16 protein-coding genes are annotated in these 15253 nt (G+C 54.7%); 10 read left to right on the top strand and 6 right to left on the bottom strand.

Annotated elements, in window-relative coordinates; all coding sequences use genetic code 11:
• Positions 1–191 precede the first annotated feature (191 nt).
• The 3 genes from zwf to kdgA all read left to right on the top strand — a co-directional run bounded on the left by zwf (position 192) and on the right by kdgA (position 4392).
• Positions 192–1667, top strand: coding sequence for a glucose-6-phosphate dehydrogenase (gene zwf, locus B3511_RS11705; RefSeq protein ID WP_040075139.1), 1476 nt, complete (start codon positions 192–194; stop codon positions 1665–1667).
• Between the two features lie 232 nt (positions 1668–1899).
• Entirely contained in the window at positions 1900–3711 is a 1812-nt protein-coding gene (edd, locus tag B3511_RS11700) for a phosphogluconate dehydratase (RefSeq protein ID WP_286782461.1), read from the top strand.
• A 39-nt stretch (positions 3712–3750) separates the two neighbouring features.
• Positions 3751–4392, top strand: coding sequence for a bifunctional 4-hydroxy-2-oxoglutarate aldolase/2-dehydro-3-deoxy-phosphogluconate aldolase (kdgA, locus tag B3511_RS11695; RefSeq protein ID WP_040075141.1), 642 nt, complete (start codon positions 3751–3753; stop codon positions 4390–4392).
• Positions 4393–4436: 44 nt separating this feature from the next.
• On the opposite strand, the gene purT is transcribed toward kdgA, so the two are convergent.
• On the bottom strand, positions 4437–5615 hold the full coding sequence (gene purT, locus B3511_RS11690) for a formate-dependent phosphoribosylglycinamide formyltransferase (RefSeq protein WP_286782459.1): 1179 nt from the start codon (positions 5613–5615) through the stop codon (positions 4437–4439).
• A gap of 149 nt (positions 5616–5764) precedes the next feature.
• Between purT and yebF the strand changes: the two genes are divergently transcribed.
• From yebF to ptrB, 3 genes are all read left to right on the top strand, one after another.
• A complete protein-coding gene (gene yebF / locus B3511_RS11685) occupies positions 5765–6112 on the top strand; it encodes a protein YebF (protein WP_286782458.1) in 348 nt (115 codons plus the stop codon).
• Positions 6113–6204: 92 nt separating this feature from the next.
• Positions 6205–6855, top strand: coding sequence for a tellurite resistance TerB family protein (locus B3511_RS11680; protein ID WP_286782457.1), 651 nt, complete (start codon positions 6205–6207; stop codon positions 6853–6855).
• 89 nt (positions 6856–6944) lie between these two features.
• The gene (gene ptrB / locus B3511_RS11675) at positions 6945–9005 is read left to right on the top strand and encodes an oligopeptidase B (protein ID WP_233802921.1); all 2061 of its coding nucleotides are present in this window, start codon (positions 6945–6947) and stop codon (positions 9003–9005) included.
• Here ptrB and exoX read toward each other — a convergent pair.
• Together exoX and B3511_RS11665 are read right to left on the bottom strand one after the other, a co-directional pair.
• Complete coding sequence (gene exoX, locus B3511_RS11670; protein ID WP_207291958.1) at positions 9002–9664, bottom strand: exodeoxyribonuclease X; 663 nt, start codon at positions 9662–9664, stop codon at positions 9002–9004. The genes ptrB and exoX overlap by 4 nt on opposite strands.
• Positions 9665–9989: 325 nt before the next feature.
• Positions 9990–10220 (bottom strand): DNA polymerase III subunit theta, encoded by a 231-nt coding sequence (locus B3511_RS11665; protein WP_040075148.1) that lies wholly within the window; start codon positions 10218–10220, stop codon positions 9990–9992.
• A 137-nt stretch (positions 10221–10357) separates the two neighbouring features.
• Between B3511_RS11665 and yobA the strand changes: the two genes are divergently transcribed.
• The 4 genes from yobA to pphA all read left to right on the top strand — a co-directional run bounded on the left by yobA (position 10358) and on the right by pphA (position 13128).
• Positions 10358–10723, top strand: a complete 366-nt coding sequence (gene yobA, locus B3511_RS11660; RefSeq protein WP_207291957.1) for a CopC domain-containing protein YobA — start codon at positions 10358–10360, stop codon at positions 10721–10723.
• A gap of 1 nt (position 10724) precedes the next feature.
• The gene (copD, locus tag B3511_RS11655) at positions 10725–11597 is read left to right on the top strand and encodes a copper homeostasis membrane protein CopD (RefSeq protein ID WP_046885116.1); all 873 of its coding nucleotides are present in this window, start codon (positions 10725–10727) and stop codon (positions 11595–11597) included.
• Between the two features lie 16 nt (positions 11598–11613).
• Entirely contained in the window at positions 11614–11952 is a 339-nt protein-coding gene (locus B3511_RS11650; RefSeq protein WP_040075152.1) for a YebY family protein, read from the top strand.
• A 531-nt stretch (positions 11953–12483) separates the two neighbouring features.
• The gene (pphA, locus tag B3511_RS11645; protein WP_286782452.1) at positions 12484–13128 is read left to right on the top strand and encodes a protein-serine/threonine phosphatase; all 645 of its coding nucleotides are present in this window, start codon (positions 12484–12486) and stop codon (positions 13126–13128) included.
• On the opposite strand, the gene B3511_RS11640 is transcribed toward pphA, so the two are convergent.
• The 3 genes from B3511_RS11640 to rsmF form a co-directional block, all read right to left on the bottom strand.
• The gene (locus B3511_RS11640; RefSeq protein WP_040075154.1) at positions 13129–13320 is read right to left on the bottom strand and encodes a YebW family protein; all 192 of its coding nucleotides are present in this window, start codon (positions 13318–13320) and stop codon (positions 13129–13131) included.
• Positions 13321–13422: 102 nt separating this feature from the next.
• Complete coding sequence (locus B3511_RS11635) at positions 13423–13662, bottom strand: YebV family protein (RefSeq protein ID WP_040075156.1); 240 nt, start codon at positions 13660–13662, stop codon at positions 13423–13425.
• 103 nt (positions 13663–13765) lie between these two features.
• Entirely contained in the window at positions 13766–15208 is a 1443-nt protein-coding gene (gene rsmF / locus B3511_RS11630) for a 16S rRNA (cytosine(1407)-C(5))-methyltransferase RsmF (protein WP_286782450.1), read from the bottom strand.
• Positions 15209–15253 lie beyond the last annotated feature (45 nt).

Below are 15253 nucleotides of genomic sequence, written 5' to 3'. Positions count from 1 at the left end.
GGACGATTTTTAAACGGTTTCATAAGTCGTTACCGTGCTGCATGTGCCCAGGCGATGAAAAAACAGCGTATCGCACGCGTCGTTAAGCGCTAATGGTTTCGGGAATGACGTAAAAGCAGTACAGTGCATTGTAATAAAATTACAACGATATGCTGGCAAAAGCACCAGCATATCCAACTGAGGAGAATGACATGGCGGTAACGCAAACAGCCCAGGCATGTGACCTGGTCATTTTCGGCGCGAAAGGCGATCTTGCACGCCGTAAATTGCTGCCTTCCCTGTATCAACTGGAAAAAGCGGGCCAGATCCATCCGGAAACCCGTATCCTGGGCGTCGGTCGCGCGGACTGGGATAAAGAGGAGTACACCAGGGTCGTTCGCGAAGCGCTGGAAACTTTCATGAAGGAGAAGATCGATGAAAGTTTGTGGGATACACTGAGCGGACGTCTTGATTTCTGCAACCTGGACGTGAATGACACGGCATCCTTTACCCGCCTGGGCGAGATGCTGGACCAGCAAAACCGCGTTACCATCAACTACTTTGCCATGCCGCCAAGCACCTTTGGTGCAATCTGCAAAGGTCTGGGCGAAGCGAAGCTGAACGCCAAACCGGCACGCGTTGTGATGGAGAAACCCCTGGGTACGTCGCTGGATACCTCCCGCGAAATTAACGACCAGGTAGGTGAATACTTCGAAGAGTGTCAGGTATACCGTATTGACCACTATCTGGGTAAAGAGACGGTTCTGAACCTGCTGGCGCTGCGTTTTGCCAACTCACTGTTTGCGAACAACTGGGATAACCGCACCATCGATCACGTGGAAATCACCGTGGCGGAAGAGGTGGGTATCGAAGGCCGCTGGGGTTACTTTGACCAGGCTGGTCAGATGCGTGACATGATCCAGAACCACCTGCTGCAAATTCTGTGCATGATCGCCATGTCGCCGCCATCCGATCTCTCTGCTGACAATATTCGCGACGAGAAAGTGAAAGTGCTGAAGTCCCTGCGCCGTATCGATCGCTCGAATGTGCGTGAGAAGACCGTACGCGGTCAGTACACTGCAGGCTTTGCGCAGGGTAAAAAAGTGCCGGGCTACCTGGAAGAAGAGGGTGCCAACAAATCCAGCAATACCGAAACCTTTGTGGCGATCCGCGTTGATATCGATAACTGGCGTTGGGCGGGTGTGCCATTCTACCTGCGTACCGGTAAGCGTCTGCCGACCAAATGTTCTGAAGTGGTGGTTTACTTCAAGAACCCAGAGCTGAACCTGTTTAAAGAGTCCTGGCAGGAGCTGCCGCAGAACAAGCTGACCATCCGTCTGCAGCCGGACGAAGGCGTGGATATCCAGGTTCTGAACAAAGTGCCGGGTCTGGATCACAAACACAACCTGCAGACTACCAAGCTGGATCTGAGCTACTCCGAAACCTTCAACGAAACTCATCTGGCCGATGCTTACGAGCGTCTGCTGCTGGAAACCATGCGGGGTATCCAGGCGCTGTTCGTGCGTCGCGATGAAGTGGAAGAGGCCTGGAAGTGGGTCGACTCCATCACCGAAGCCTGGGCTGCCGATCAGGACGCGCCGAAGCCTTATCAGGCGGGCACCTGGGGTCCGGTCGCTTCTGTGGCGATGATCACGCGCGATGGCCGTTCCTGGAACGAATTTGAGTAAGGTCAGGATAATCCTTGAGGGTTATTTTACCGGTAACATGATCTAACTCAGGCCCGGTGTAATTTTTAATCATTTAAGCTCCGCGTGGATTTCCCCGCGGAGCTTTTTTTATTACACTGCCGGAAGCGATTTTGCCCCTGAGCTCCGGCAATAAAGCGTTTCCGCGATGTTATAGAGTGCGAAACACTTTGTTAATCCCAGAGCCTGGACAGATTAATATTGAGGAGCATCTATGAATCCGACATTGTTACGGGTAACACAACGCATTGCTGAGCGCTCAAAACAGACCCGTTCAGACTACCTCGCGCGCATCCAGCAGGCGAAGCGTGACACGGTACACCGTTCGCAGTTAGCCTGCGGCAACCTGGCCCACGGCTTTGCCGCCTGCCAGCCGGAAGACAAAGCCTCGCTGAAGAGCATGCTGCGTAACAATATCGCGATTATCACCTCCTATAACGACATGCTCTCGGCTCACCAGCCTTACGAGCGCTACCCGGATATCATTCGCAAAGCCCTGCACAGCGCCAATGCGGTGGGGCAGGTTGCTGGCGGAGTTCCGGCTATGTGTGATGGTGTAACCCAGGGGCAGGACGGTATGGAACTGTCGCTACTGAGCCGTGAAGTCATTGCCATGTCCGCCGCGGTAGGGTTGTCTCATAATATGTTTGATGGCGCGCTCTATCTGGGCGTGTGCGATAAAATTGTCCCGGGCCTGGTGATGGCGGCGCTCTCTTTTGGTCACCTTCCGGCAATCTTCGTGCCATCAGGCCCGATGGCCAGCGGCTTACCTAATAAAGAAAAAGTCCGCGTCCGTCAGCTCTACGCAGAAGGCAAAGCCGATCGTGCCGCGCTGCTGGAGGCGGAAGCGGCCTCCTACCATGCACCGGGGACCTGCACTTTCTACGGTACCGCCAACACCAACCAGATGGTGGTGGAGTTCATGGGTATGCAGCTTCCGGGCTCATCTTTCATTCAACCGGATGCGCCTCTGCGGCAGGCTCTGACTGAAGCCGCCGCCCGTCAGGTGACGCGTCTTACCGGCAACGGCAACGAATGGATGCCGATGGGCAAAATGGTCGATGAAAAAGTGGTGGTGAACGGGATCGTAGCCCTGCTGGCAACCGGTGGCTCCACCAACCACACCATGCACCTGGTGGCGATGGCGCGGGCGGCAGGTATCGTGATTAACTGGGATGACTTCTCCGAACTCTCTGAAGTAGTGCCGCTGATGGCTCGCCTCTACCCGAACGGCCCGGCAGATATTAACCACTTCCAGGCCGCGGGCGGCGTACCGGTGCTAATGCGTGAGCTGCTGAAAGGTGGCCTGCTGCATGAAGACGTCAACACCGTGGCAGGCTTTGGCCTGACGCGCTACACCCTGGAGCCCTGGCTGAATAATGGCGAGCTGGACTGGCGCGACGGCGCAACCGCGTCGCTGGATGAAAACGTCATTGCCACCATCGAAAAACCGTTCTCTCTCCACGGCGGTACTAAAGTGCTGAGTGGGAATCTGGGCCGGGCGGTGATGAAAACCTCTGCGGTGCCGGTAGAAAACCAGATCATAGAAGCCCCCGCGGTGGTCTTTGAAAGCCAGCATGATGTATTGCCTGCTTTCGAGGCAGGTCTGCTGGATAGAGACTGCGTGGTGGTGGTACGCCATCAGGGGCCAAAGGCGAACGGGATGCCAGAATTACATAAACTTATGCCGCCACTTGGTGTATTATTGGACCGCTGTTTCAAAATTGCGTTAGTAACCGATGGACGCCTCTCCGGCGCATCAGGTAAAGTGCCTTCAGCTATCCACGTCACCCCGGAAGCGTATGACGGTGGTCTGTTGGCGAAGGTTTACGATGGCGACATCATCCGCGTAAACGGCCAGACCGGTGAGTTGACCTTATTGGTGGATGAAGACGTGCTTGCCGCACGCAAGCCGCATATTCCTGACCTGAGCGCATCGCGCGTGGGCACAGGGCGCGAAATGTTCAGCGCGCTGCGCGAGAAACTCTCCGGCGCGGAGCAGGGCGCGACCTGTATTACGTTTTAAGACGACAAGAATTATCGATCTGGCGAGAGAAAAACTCTGATGAAAAACTGGAAAACAAGTGCAGAAGCAATCCTGAAAACGGGCCCGGTTGTGCCGGTAATTGTGGTGAACAAGCTTGAACACGCAGTACCGATGGCGAAAGCCCTGGTCGCGGGCGGCGTACGTGTGCTGGAAGTGACCCTGCGTACCGCATGCGCGATGGATGCTATCCGTGCCATTGCGAAAGAAGTGCCCGAGGCGATCATTGGCGCAGGTACCGTACTGAACCCGCAGCAACTGGCCGACGTCACCGAAGCCGGTGCGCAGTTTGCTATCAGCCCGGGCCTGACTGAGCCGCTGCTGAAAGCAGCAACCGAAGGCACTATTCCTCTGATTCCTGGGATCAGCACCGTCTCCGAGCTGATGCTGGGCATGGACTACGGTCTGAAAGAGTTCAAATTCTTCCCGGCGGAAGCGAACGGCGGCACCAAAGCGCTGCAGGCAATTGCGGGTCCATTCTCTCAGGTTCGTTTCTGCCCAACCGGCGGTATCTCTCCAGCCAACTACCGTGACTACCTGGCGCTGAAAAGCGTGCTTTGTATCGGTGGCTCCTGGCTGGTTCCTGCTGATGCACTGGAAGCGGGTGACTGGGATCGTATCACCAAACTGGCGCGCGAAGCCGTTGAGGGTGCGCAGCAGTAATCGCTGTCAGAGCATAAAAAAACGGGCCATCAGGCCCGTTTTTTTTATCCTTCCACTTTGACCGCGCTGGCAGCGGCTTTCGCCCGTGTAACCGCGTCGTCAAGGGTCTCACCGGTCGCCAGCGCCACCCCCAGGCGACGGGATCCGTCGATGTCGGGCTTGCCGAACAGACGAAGCTGCAAACCGGCACCGACCGCGTCGTCGAGATGGTCGAAAATGACATTCTGGCTGGTAAGCTGAGGCAAAATCACCGCCGATGCCGCCGGGCCGTACTGACGAATTCCGCCCACCGGCAGGCCGAGGAAAGCACGCACGTGCAGCGCAAACTCGGACAGATCTTGCGATATCAGGGTCACCATGCCGGTATCATGCGGGCGAGGGGAGACCTCGCTAAAGATCACCTCATCGCCGCAGACAAACAGCTCTACGCCAAACAGACCATAACCGCCCAGGGCTAAGACTGTTTTGCGGGCGATCTCCTGCGCGCGCTCCAGCGCCAGAGGACTCATCTGCTGTGGCTGCCAGGACTCGCGGTAATCGCCGTCTTCCTGACGATGACCAATAGGATCGCAGAAGTGCACCCCGTCGACGGCGCTGACGGTTAGCAGCGTGATTTCAAAATCAAACTTCACAACGCCCTCAACAATCACCCGTCCGGCTCCCGCGCGACCACCCTGTTGCGCGTAATCCCAGGCCGCATCGAGCTGTTCAGCCGTTCGGATAAAGCTTTGGCCTTTGCCAGAAGAGCTCATCACGGGCTTAATGATGCACGGGTAGCCAATCTCGTTCACCGCCTGTAAAAAGGCCTCTTTGCTGTCGGCAAAACGGTAGCTGGAGGTGGGGATCGCCAGCTCTTCGGCGGCCAGCCGACGGATGCCCTCACGGTTCATGGTCAACTTCGCGGCGCGGGCGCAGGGCACCACGCGCTGGCCTTCGGCCTCAAGCGCCAGCAGGGTGTCGGTCGCGATGGCTTCGATCTCGGGAACCACAAAATGCGGTTTCTCTTTAGCAATCAGGGCGCGCAGGGCATCGCCGTCGAGCATGTTAATGACGTGCGAGCGATGCGCGAGATGCATGGCGGGCGCATCGGGATAACGATCGACCGCAATTACTTCAATTCCCAGACGCTGGCACTCAATGGCGACCTCTTTTCCCAGCTCACCGGAGCCTAACAGCATTACACGCGTGGCTGCCGGACGCAGCGCAGTACCTAAACGAGTCATAACATCCCCCTGAAAAAGTTGCGCGCAGTATAAACGAAAACGTTTGCGTCTGTCTTCTGTTACAGAATCTGCCTCTGTTACAGCGCGTTACTGGCAAAGCACTATTTTTAGTCCATGCTTGTCAATGTGGTAAATCACAGGAGAAGAGCATGAACAAAACAGGGGTCGTAATGGTCGCCGCGCTACTGGTCGCCAGCGTCGGCGCGCAGGCAAAAAGTGAGAAAACGGTGAAATTTCCTGTCTGTGAAGGACAAAATGCGGAAGGTATCGCCGCCAGCGTAAAACGGGATTACCTGCAAAATCGTATTGTCCGCTGGGCAGACGATCAACAGAAGCTGGGGCAGGCCGATCCGGTCGCATGGATCAATCCTCAACAGGTCAAAAGTCAGGATAACCACTGGACCGTGCCGCTGACGGTGCGCGGTAAAAGCGCCGATATTCATTATCAGGTAAAAATTGATTGCGCAGCCGGCAGCGCGCAGTACGTCGCGCAGTAATATGAATTTTCGCTTCTTTTTATGCCGCAGACATTTCCTGACATCCCCTCGCTTAGGCTGTGAAATTGATGAACTAAAATGCGAGGGGAATCATGTCGAACTGGTTGAATCAAATACAGTCAATGTTGGGTCAGAAGTCATCGAACGGCTCGGGTGAAGGGCTAAGTAAATTGCTTGTACCCGGTGCGCTGGGCGGGCTTGCCGGCCTGCTGGTCGCCAATAAATCATCCCGAAAATTGCTGACTAAATATGGCACCGGTGCGTTATTGGCCGGGGGCGGAGCGGTTGCTGGTACGGTGCTGTGGAATAAATATAAGGACAAAATTCGAGGGGCGCATCAGGATGAGCCGCAGTTTGGTCAACAGTCATCCTCCCTCGATGAACGCAGTGAGCGCCTTATTCTTGCGCTGGTGTTTGCCGCAAAAAGCGACGGACATATTGATGCGACCGAACGTGCCGCAATCGAGCAGCAGATGCGTGAAGCCGGCGTGGAAGAGCAGGGCCGGGCCCTGGTCGCACGCGCCATCGAACAACCTCTTGATCCCGCACGCCTGGCCCAGGGGGTCAAAAACGAGGAAGAGGCGCTGGAGATCTACTTCCTGAGCTGTGCCGCCATCGACATCGACCATTTTATGGAGCGCAGCTATCTGAATGCGCTGGGCGATGCGTTAAAGATCCCGCAGGAGGTCCGGGAGGGCATTGAACAGGATATAAAGCAGCAGAAACAGGCACTACCGGGATAAATTTTTGTGCATGACCGCGCGTTTCGCTTGCATCATTCGTGTGATTTGCCAACCTTATAGGGTGTTAATCGCAGAAGAATAAAATCGTCATGCCACCGAAAGCCCGCCGTATTCCTCACGCGATCACCGCCCACGGTGATACGCGTATCGACAACTACTACTGGTTGCGGGACGATAGTCGTTCGCAACCGGAAGTGCTGGATTACCTGCACCAGGAGAATGACTATGGCCGTAAGGTCATGGCCTCGCAACAGGCGCTCCAGGATCGCCTTCTCAGCGAGATGGTAGAACGCGTACCGCAGCGGGATGTCTCTGCGCCGTGGAGCAGAAACGGCTACCGATACCGTCACGTCTACGAACCGGGCAATGAGTACGCCATTTATCAGCGTCAGTCGGTGCTTTGCGCTGAGTGGGAAGAGTGGGAAACGCTGCTGGATGCCAACAAGCGTGCGGCGCACAGCGAGTTTTACACCCTGGGTGGCATGGGCATCTCGCCAGACAACACCATTATGGCTCTGGCAGAAGATTACCTCTCACGGCGTCAGTATGGCCTGCGTTTTCGCAATCTGGAGAGCGGTAACTGGTATCCGGAAATGCTGGATAATGTCTCGCCAGATTTTGTCTGGGCGAACGATTCCGAAACGGTGTACTACGTTAAAAAACATGCTACAACGCTGCTGCCTTATCAGGTGTGGCGTCATACCGTCGGTACACCTGCGGCCACTGACGAACTGGTGTATGAAGAGAAAGACGAAACGTTTTACGTTAGCCTGCATAAAACCACCTCGAAGCACTACATCATTATCTTTCTGGCCAGCGCGACCACCACAGAAGTGTTGCTGCTGGATGCCGAATTGCCCGACGCGCAGCCGCTCTGCTTCCTGCCCCGACGCAAGGATCATGAATACAGCCTTGACCATTTCCAGCACACCTTCTATTTGCGATCGAATCGGGAAGGGAAAAACTTTGGTCTCTACAAAACCCGGGTACGCGATGAGCGTAAGTGGGAGGTGCTGATCCCGGCGCGGGAACAGGTGATGCTGGAAGGGTTTACCCTCTTCACCGACTGGCTTGTCGTTGAGGAGCGCCAGCGTGGGCTGACCAGTATTCGCCAGATCAACCGCAAAACTCGCGAGGTGATCGGCATTGCGTTTGACGATCCGGCCTATGTGACCTGGATCGGCTATAACCCTGAGGCGGAGACTTCACGCCTGCGTTACGGTTATTCATCGATGACCACGCCTGACACCCTGTTTGAACTGGATATGGATACCGGGGAACGCAAGGTGCTTAAGCAGGCTGAAGTTAAGGGCTTCAATGCAGAAAATTACCGCAGTGAACACGTCTGGATAGTGGCTCGCGACGGCAGTGAAGTGCCGGTATCGCTGGTCTACCATAAGCAGCACTTCCAGCCCGGTAAAAATCCTATCCTGATTTACGGCTATGGTTCGTATGGCTCCAGCATCGACGCCGACTTCAGCGGAAGCCGCTTAAGCCTGCTCGATCGCGGCTTTGTCTATGCTATCGCCCATATACGCGGTGGCGGTGAGCTCGGGCAGCACTGGTATGAAGATGGCAAATTCCTGAAGAAGAAAAACACTTTCAATGACTATCTGGACGTCTGCGAAGGGCTGCTGGCTCAGGGCTACGGCGATCGGGAGCAGTGTTTTGCGATGGGCGGCAGCGCCGGCGGTATGTTAATGGGGACCGTGATTAATCAACGCCCTGAACTGTTCAAAGGCGTGGTTGCGCAGGTGCCGTTTGTTGATGTGCTGACCACCATGCTGGATGAATCTATTCCCCTTACGATTGGCGAATTTGAAGAGTGGGGGAATCCGCAGGATGAAACCTATTACCGTTACATGAAAGAGTACAGCCCTTATGACAACGTCGAGGCTAAGGCCTATCCGCATATGCTGGTGACTACCGGGCTGCACGACTCTCAGGTTCAGTACTGGGAGCCGGCTAAGTGGGTGGCGAAGCTGAGAGAGCTGAAGACAGACGATAACCTGCTGTTGCTCTGTACGGATATGGACGCTGGACATGGCGGTAAATCGGGACGCTTTAAATCGTACGAAGGGGTAGCCCTGGAGTATGCCTTCATTATCGGCCTGGCACAGGGGACGCTGACAGGCCGGGAGGCCGATTAGGCTTCGCCAAGATAGTGTTTTAAGGTCAGACGCAGTTCCGGGCTCATCCGATCCAGATTGTTGTATAACCAGCGGAGATAGCCCGGATCTTTATCCGCCACTTCTGCGACCGGTTTTCCACGGTATTTACCAAAGGTAAAGGTGGTTAACAGGGCGGGGCGGCCGGTAATGGTGACCATCTCGTCCGGCGTCCAGCCCGTGGTGTTCATGATATCAATCAGCAATGCGGCCGTAATATAGCAGTCATATAAAGCCCGGTGATGATGTAACCCTTCCGGCGTTTTCACGCTTAGCTTACGGGATTTATAGAGCGCCATATTGCTGTATTTAATACCAGGCCACAGGCGACGCGCCAGTTTCATGGTGCAGATCCACTCGCCGGGCATTTCCGGTAATACGCGACGGTCAAAACTGGCGTTATGCGCTACGTACCACGGGCTGCCGTGATAAAACGGGATCACCTCTTCAATCCAGGGCTTATCCGCGACCATCGACTCCGTGATGCGATGGATTGCCATGGCCTGCGGGCTGATGGGCCGGTCTGGACGCACCAGATGGCTCATGGGGTTGACGATCTGTCCGTTTACAACGTCGACAGAAGCCACTTCTACTATCCCACCCTGTAAATCGCAGGTTTCGGTATCGATGACGCGTAACATGGCGCTCTCCTGGCCCTAAAACGCTTAGCGTAATGGAATGATATCCCCTTGCCAACCCTGAGCCGTAAAGCGCCGGGGCAGAGCATCACCTGTGGCTCTGTTATGGAAAACAGACCAGAGAGGGCAGCGCCCCTGAACGGCGGGGTCATTAAATGATGACGGACGAGGGGAGTAACCACTCCCCGATGATGCTGAGGGGGATACCGGGTCGTGGCGATTAGCCGGTGAGATATCCTGATTTCCTTATGCACCTGGCCGCAAAAATCCAGTAAGCCCCTCTGTCATCAGGGGGCTTGTATTCTGCATACTCAGTATAAGGAAATACTTATTTAACTTTCGGCTCCCAGGGGAGGCGGGAGAGATTGACAGAGCTCAAGCGGTGCGCAATCAGGCGCTCACGGAACCAGTCACGCAGGTGGGCGGGTTGTTCACGCTCTACAACTTCGGCCACGATAGGCATATTGTAGCGCTCTTTAAACGCGACGCCGGCCGCAGCTAAATCGACATTCACTTTGTCCATCTCCTCCTGCGGGAGGGCGGCGAGATTGGTTTGCATATCCGTCTCCTTTATATTGCGGGGCAACGTTACCTGCAGATTGGGCTGCTGGCAAGCCCGGAAGGGATGATCCTCGACGCAAGCATTATAGAGCGTTATTCTTTATCAAACAGTCATAACCAAAAGGAATGCTCATTATGGCACACACCGCTTTTCGCACCGCGCTGGTTTTGCTCGCGGCCTTGACGGCCCCCGCCGTTTTTGCCCACGCGCACCTTAAACACCAGTATCCCGCCGCCGATGCAGCCGTAACTGCCGCACCGCAGGCCCTGACCCTGAACTTTTCCGAAGGGGTTGAGACCGGTTTTAGTGGCGTCTCGGTGACGGGGGATAAAGAGCAAATTATTAAAACCGGCGCCATCAAACGCAACGAGAAGGATCACACTCAGTTGATTGTGCCGCTCGAAACCCCCCTGAAGCCCGGCAGCTATAAAGTGGACTGGCATGTGGTCTCGGTGGATGGCCATAAGACAAAAGGCAGCTACCGCTTTAGCGTGAAATAAGATGCTGGGGCTTTGCTACGTCACCCTGCGCTTTATCCATTTTGCCGCATTGATGATGCTATTCGGCAACGCGCTTTACAGTGCATGGCTGGCACCCTCGTCGCTGCGTCGGCTTATGACCCGTCGCTTTGCGCGCCAGCAGAAATATGCGGTATTAGTCAGCGCCATTTCGGCGCTACTCATGATGATGCTGCAGGGTGGGCTAATGGGGAATGGCTGGCAAGATGTGATACGTCCCGATATTTGGCAGGCTGTGGCCAGCACGCAGTTTGGTCGAGTCTGGTTATGGCAGATTCTACTGGCCGTTATTACCGCCTGTATCGCCTGGCTGGAGCCCCGAAGTGGCCCACGTTTACTGCTACTGTTGGCTTGCGCACAGTTTGTGTTACTGGCCGGAACGGGTCATTCGGCGATGAACGACGGTGCGGCAGGGTTAGCGCAACGCATTAATCATGCCCTGCATCTGCTTTGCGCCGCCAGTTGGGTTGGCAGTTTACTGCCGCTGCTTTTTTGTCTGCGCCTGACGCGCGGACGCTGGCAAAATGCAGCTATCCATACCATGATGCGTTTTTCCCGTTATGGCCACTATGCCGTTGCCGGGGTGGTGATAAGCGGTGTGAATAATGCACTGCTTATCCAGGGCTGGACCAATCCCCTGAACAGCGACTGGGGAAAGATGCTTTTGTTGAAATGTGCGCTGGTGGCGTTGATGGTGGCAATTGCGCTAGTGAACCGGTATGTTCTGGTTCCGCGTTTTACTGCTCATCATGGGCCTGCGCAACAGTTTTTTATCAGAATGACGCAGACTGAGGTTGTGCTGGGGGCGTTGGTGCTGGCGATGGTCAGCCTGTTTGCTACCTGGGAGCCCTTCTGACAAGGTGAATCAACAGATGAAAAAAACCGTACTTACTCTTTTATTGCTGGCCTGTTCCGCCACCGCCATGGCTGCGCCGCAGGTGATTACCGTTAGCCGGTTTGAAGTGGGTAAAGATAAATGGGCTTTTAACCGTGAAGAGGTCATGCTGACCTGCCGTCCGGGTCAGGCGCTCTATGCCATCAACCCCAGCACTCTGGTGCAGTATCCCCTGAACGAGGTTGCACAGCAGCAGGTGAAAAGCGGTAAAAGTAGTGGTCAGCCAATCAGCGTGATTCAGGTTGATGACCCGGCTAACCCAGGACAGAAGATGAGTCTGGCCCCGTTTATTGAGCGTGCCAGCAAGCTCTGCTAATAACGCCTTTCCAGTAAAAAAACCGCAGGCTTCTCTTTGGAAGCGTTGCGGTTTTTTTTGTTTAAGAACAGGCGAGCGCTTTTTTTCTGACCACTTTTGATGCGGACTGGAAAACCTGGCGCTGTCATCTATTCTTATAGTGCAAGGCGATTTTAGCCTGCATTAATGCCAACTTTTAGCGCACGGCTCTCTCCCAAGAGCCATTTCCCTGGACCGAATACAGGAATCGTATTCGGTCTCTTTTTATCTGCTTGAAATAAATGCTCTTTCCCATTGCATATTTCTGCAGATCGATTTCATCCCTGATAATTCTTTAAACCATACCACAACGGGGCATGCAGGAGTCCAGCGCTTTTTAGTCGTTTTGTTAATTTTTTGTTCGATAGTAATGGAAGCAGCGAGTTGGCGAGAACCCATTTTAGCCCCTTACGATCTGAACGCGACATTATCATTTTCTGAAGTAATTATTTAATTTCAAAGGCCATTTTTCCCTTTCGTCTGACGGGCCAATACAGTGCGCGAGGAGGCGTTATGTATCTTTCACTTGATGGCCATCGCTGGCGGCACGTCTGGGTGGTCAGCGATATTCACGGCTGCTATCAACTGCTGATGCAGCATCTAAAGCGCCAGAAATTTAATCCCTATCAGGATCTCCTTATTTCTGTAGGGGATCTTATCGATCGCGGCCCAGAGAGCCTGAAGTGCCTGCACCTTATCACTGAAAAATGGTTTCGTGCCGTGCGGGGAAACCATGAGCAGATGGCACTGGATGCGATTGCATCTCAGACCTATGCGCTCTGGCTGATGAATGGTGGTGCATGGTTTGCAGAACTGGACGATGATTCAAAAGCTCAGGCGCTGACCCTCTTTGCTGCTTGCGACAAACTACCCTGGGTAATCGAAATCACCTGCCGAAACGGCCTGAACGTGATTGCCCATGCAGATTACCCTGCCTCCTGTTATGTGCGGGATAAACCCGTGGATAAGCATAGCTTGCTGTGGGATCGCAGCCGCATTAGCAAGCTGATGGCAGGAAAAGGGGAGGGGATTGGCGGCGCCGACCACTTCTGGTTTGGCCACACGCCACTGGAAAAACGCATCGATTTTGCCAGCCTGCACTATATTGATACCGGCGCGGTCTTTGGCGGCACCTTGACGCTGGCGCAGTTGCAGTGATTAGAAATCGGCATACTCCTGCGCAGGCCGCCAGAATCCATCGATAAAATCCTCTACCGGGTAGCAACCGCCGTGGCGTATTCGCTGATTGTCCATGGAGGCAACGCATTGCTCTTCGGTGTTATAGACATCCACCACAATATCGTCACAACCACCGTCCAGGTAACACACAAACAGAACCAGTGCGAACATCACGTCCTCAAAATTAACTACCGTACTGATATTGTAGGGGATGATTGGAGGGAGAGGTAATTATGAGATAAATAACCCGCCTGTGGGCGGGTTCTCTTTGAATCAGGCAAGGCGCATGATCCAGGCATCAGATTGATGATCGTAGTGCTCACGGTACAGGACTGAATGTTCTCCATCGAGAATCGCTGGGACACTGGTATCGGCATCCCATGCGTCTAACTGCATGCAGAGATCCGGGTCGGATTTACAGGGGATCCGTAACGTTCGATCGCCTTGATTTTCGCCAGACAACTCGGCGTCATCGATTTCGAATGCGCCAATGCGCACATTGGTTTTCGTCATAATGCTCTCCGGTATACAGGCTAATTCTGGTACGACCAGTATGGTCACCCATCTTTTAGCCTGGTAAAGGAAAAGCAATCGCGCCAGTAAAAAAGTGCCTTTTTTAGCCTTTTTCAGCGTTACCGGTAAAGAGCCGACCGTCACGAACCAGTTCACGTGGATAGCTATTTTTCAGGCGCGACCCCACTTTTTTCGCCAGACCAATTGGAATGCCCTGGAAAGTGACAATCGCATCGTCTCCGGTGGGCATCACCTCTGGGTAAACATCACGCCCACGATACCACTCCTCGGCTTCCTGCCAGCTGAGTTCAAAGCAGTTGCTGTCACCTGCCAGCGCAACTACCGCCTCGTGTTGCCAGCGATAGCCTTTATTATGGACTTCTGCCAGGCGTATACCAATGCGGGAGAAACGCACTTTACCAATTAGCGGTTCCATCTCTACCGGGAAGAGCCAGATCTCTTTATCACGCTGCCATAAACGCAGATGGTCGCCCCAGTTCAGGCCGCTCCGATTTGCCGCCGCGGTAATGAGCGCCGCTTCTTTGTTTCTTACTGGCATGAAAGGAAAGGTGCCAGGCTTAAAAGTCGGGGCCGGGAGTGGTTCGACAGAGGCAATTTTACGCAGGCGAGCCACGAAGAAACCCTCGCAATCAAAAATCTGCGGGAAGACGTGCAGGAAGCCCTCGGGGGTAGTGGCCTCTTTTGCCCCGGCAAAGAGTCCATCCAGCGGCAGGAACTCGACCTCGTTCGGATACTGCGCTTTCAGCCACAGGCAGACCGCTTCATTTTCGTCGCGATTAAGGGTACAGGTGGAGTAAACCAGCGTACCGCCAGGTCGCAGGGCGTGAAACGCGCTGGTAATGAGCTCACGCTGGGTCGCCGCGATCGCCTGGTTACTCTCTACTGACCAGTTTTTCAGGGCGTCCGGATCCTTACGGACCACCCCTTCACCGGAGCAGGGGGCATCGAGCAGAATGGCGTCGAAAGCCTCCGGCAGGGCTGCGCCGAATACGCGGCCATCGAAATGGGTTAATGCTACGTTGCTAATACCGCAGCGGCTGATATTGGCATGCAGCACCTTGATCCGGCTGGCAGAAAACTCATTGGCTAGGATAGCCCCCTGGTTGCCCATTCGGGCAGCAATCTGGGTCGTTTTAGAGCCCGGCGCAGCGGCCACGTCCATCACCCGCGTGGGTGATTCGCCATCGGCAAACAGGGCGGCAACCGGCAGCATGGAGCTGGCTTCCTGAATGTAAAACAGACCGGATAGATGTTCTGCGGTGCTGCCCAGCGGCAAGGCCTCTTCGTCATCACGCTCGATCCAGAATCCCTCTTCACACCAGGGAACCGGCGTAAGTTGCCAGCCGTAAGGGGCGACCAGCGTGAGAAAATCGCTCACGCTTATCTTCAGCGTATTTACGCGAATACTGCGCCGGAGAGGGCGCTGGCAGGCAGCGATAAACGCATCGAAAGAGAGATGTTCAGGCATGGCCTGGCGCATCTGCACCAGGAAGTCTTCAGGAAGATATACGGGACGTTGAGTCACGGGCGCACCACAGGGAGTCAAAGAGGCGCGCAGTGTACCATAAAC

This window comes from Leclercia sp. UBA1284 (assembly GCF_002308415.1).
GTDB classification, from domain to species: Bacteria; Pseudomonadota; Gammaproteobacteria; order Enterobacterales; family Enterobacteriaceae; genus Enterobacter; species Enterobacter pneumoniae.
This window is presented reverse-complemented; position numbering and strand designations above follow the sequence as displayed.

Excerpts from the sequence above, each read along its gene's own strand:
- zwf (WP_040075139.1), top strand. The coding sequence starts at position 192 with ATGGCGGTAACGCAAACAGCCCAGGCATGTGACCTGGTCATTTTCGGC.
- edd (WP_286782461.1), top strand. The coding sequence starts at position 1,900 with ATGAATCCGACATTGTTACGGGTAACACAACGCATTGCTGAGCGCTCA.
- kdgA (WP_040075141.1), top strand. The coding sequence starts at position 3,751 with ATGAAAAACTGGAAAACAAGTGCAGAAGCAATCCTGAAAACGGGCCCG.
- purT (WP_286782459.1), bottom strand. The coding sequence starts at position 5,615 with ATGACTCGTTTAGGTACTGCGCTGCGTCCGGCAGCCACGCGTGTAATG.
- yebF (WP_286782458.1), top strand. The coding sequence starts at position 5,765 with ATGAACAAAACAGGGGTCGTAATGGTCGCCGCGCTACTGGTCGCCAGC.
- B3511_RS11680 (WP_286782457.1), top strand. The coding sequence starts at position 6,205 with ATGTCGAACTGGTTGAATCAAATACAGTCAATGTTGGGTCAGAAGTCA.
- ptrB (WP_233802921.1), top strand. The coding sequence starts at position 6,945 with ATGCCACCGAAAGCCCGCCGTATTCCTCACGCGATCACCGCCCACGGT.
- exoX (WP_207291958.1), bottom strand. The coding sequence starts at position 9,664 with ATGTTACGCGTCATCGATACCGAAACCTGCGATTTACAGGGTGGGATA.
- B3511_RS11665 (WP_040075148.1), bottom strand. The coding sequence starts at position 10,220 with ATGCAAACCAATCTCGCCGCCCTCCCGCAGGAGGAGATGGACAAAGTG.
- yobA (WP_207291957.1), top strand. The coding sequence starts at position 10,358 with ATGGCACACACCGCTTTTCGCACCGCGCTGGTTTTGCTCGCGGCCTTG.
- copD (WP_046885116.1), top strand. The coding sequence starts at position 10,725 with ATGCTGGGGCTTTGCTACGTCACCCTGCGCTTTATCCATTTTGCCGCA.
- B3511_RS11650 (WP_040075152.1), top strand. The coding sequence starts at position 11,614 with ATGAAAAAAACCGTACTTACTCTTTTATTGCTGGCCTGTTCCGCCACC.
- pphA (WP_286782452.1), top strand. The coding sequence starts at position 12,484 with ATGTATCTTTCACTTGATGGCCATCGCTGGCGGCACGTCTGGGTGGTC.
- B3511_RS11640 (WP_040075154.1), bottom strand. The coding sequence starts at position 13,320 with ATGTTCGCACTGGTTCTGTTTGTGTGTTACCTGGACGGTGGTTGTGAC.
- B3511_RS11635 (WP_040075156.1), bottom strand. The coding sequence starts at position 13,662 with ATGACGAAAACCAATGTGCGCATTGGCGCATTCGAAATCGATGACGCC.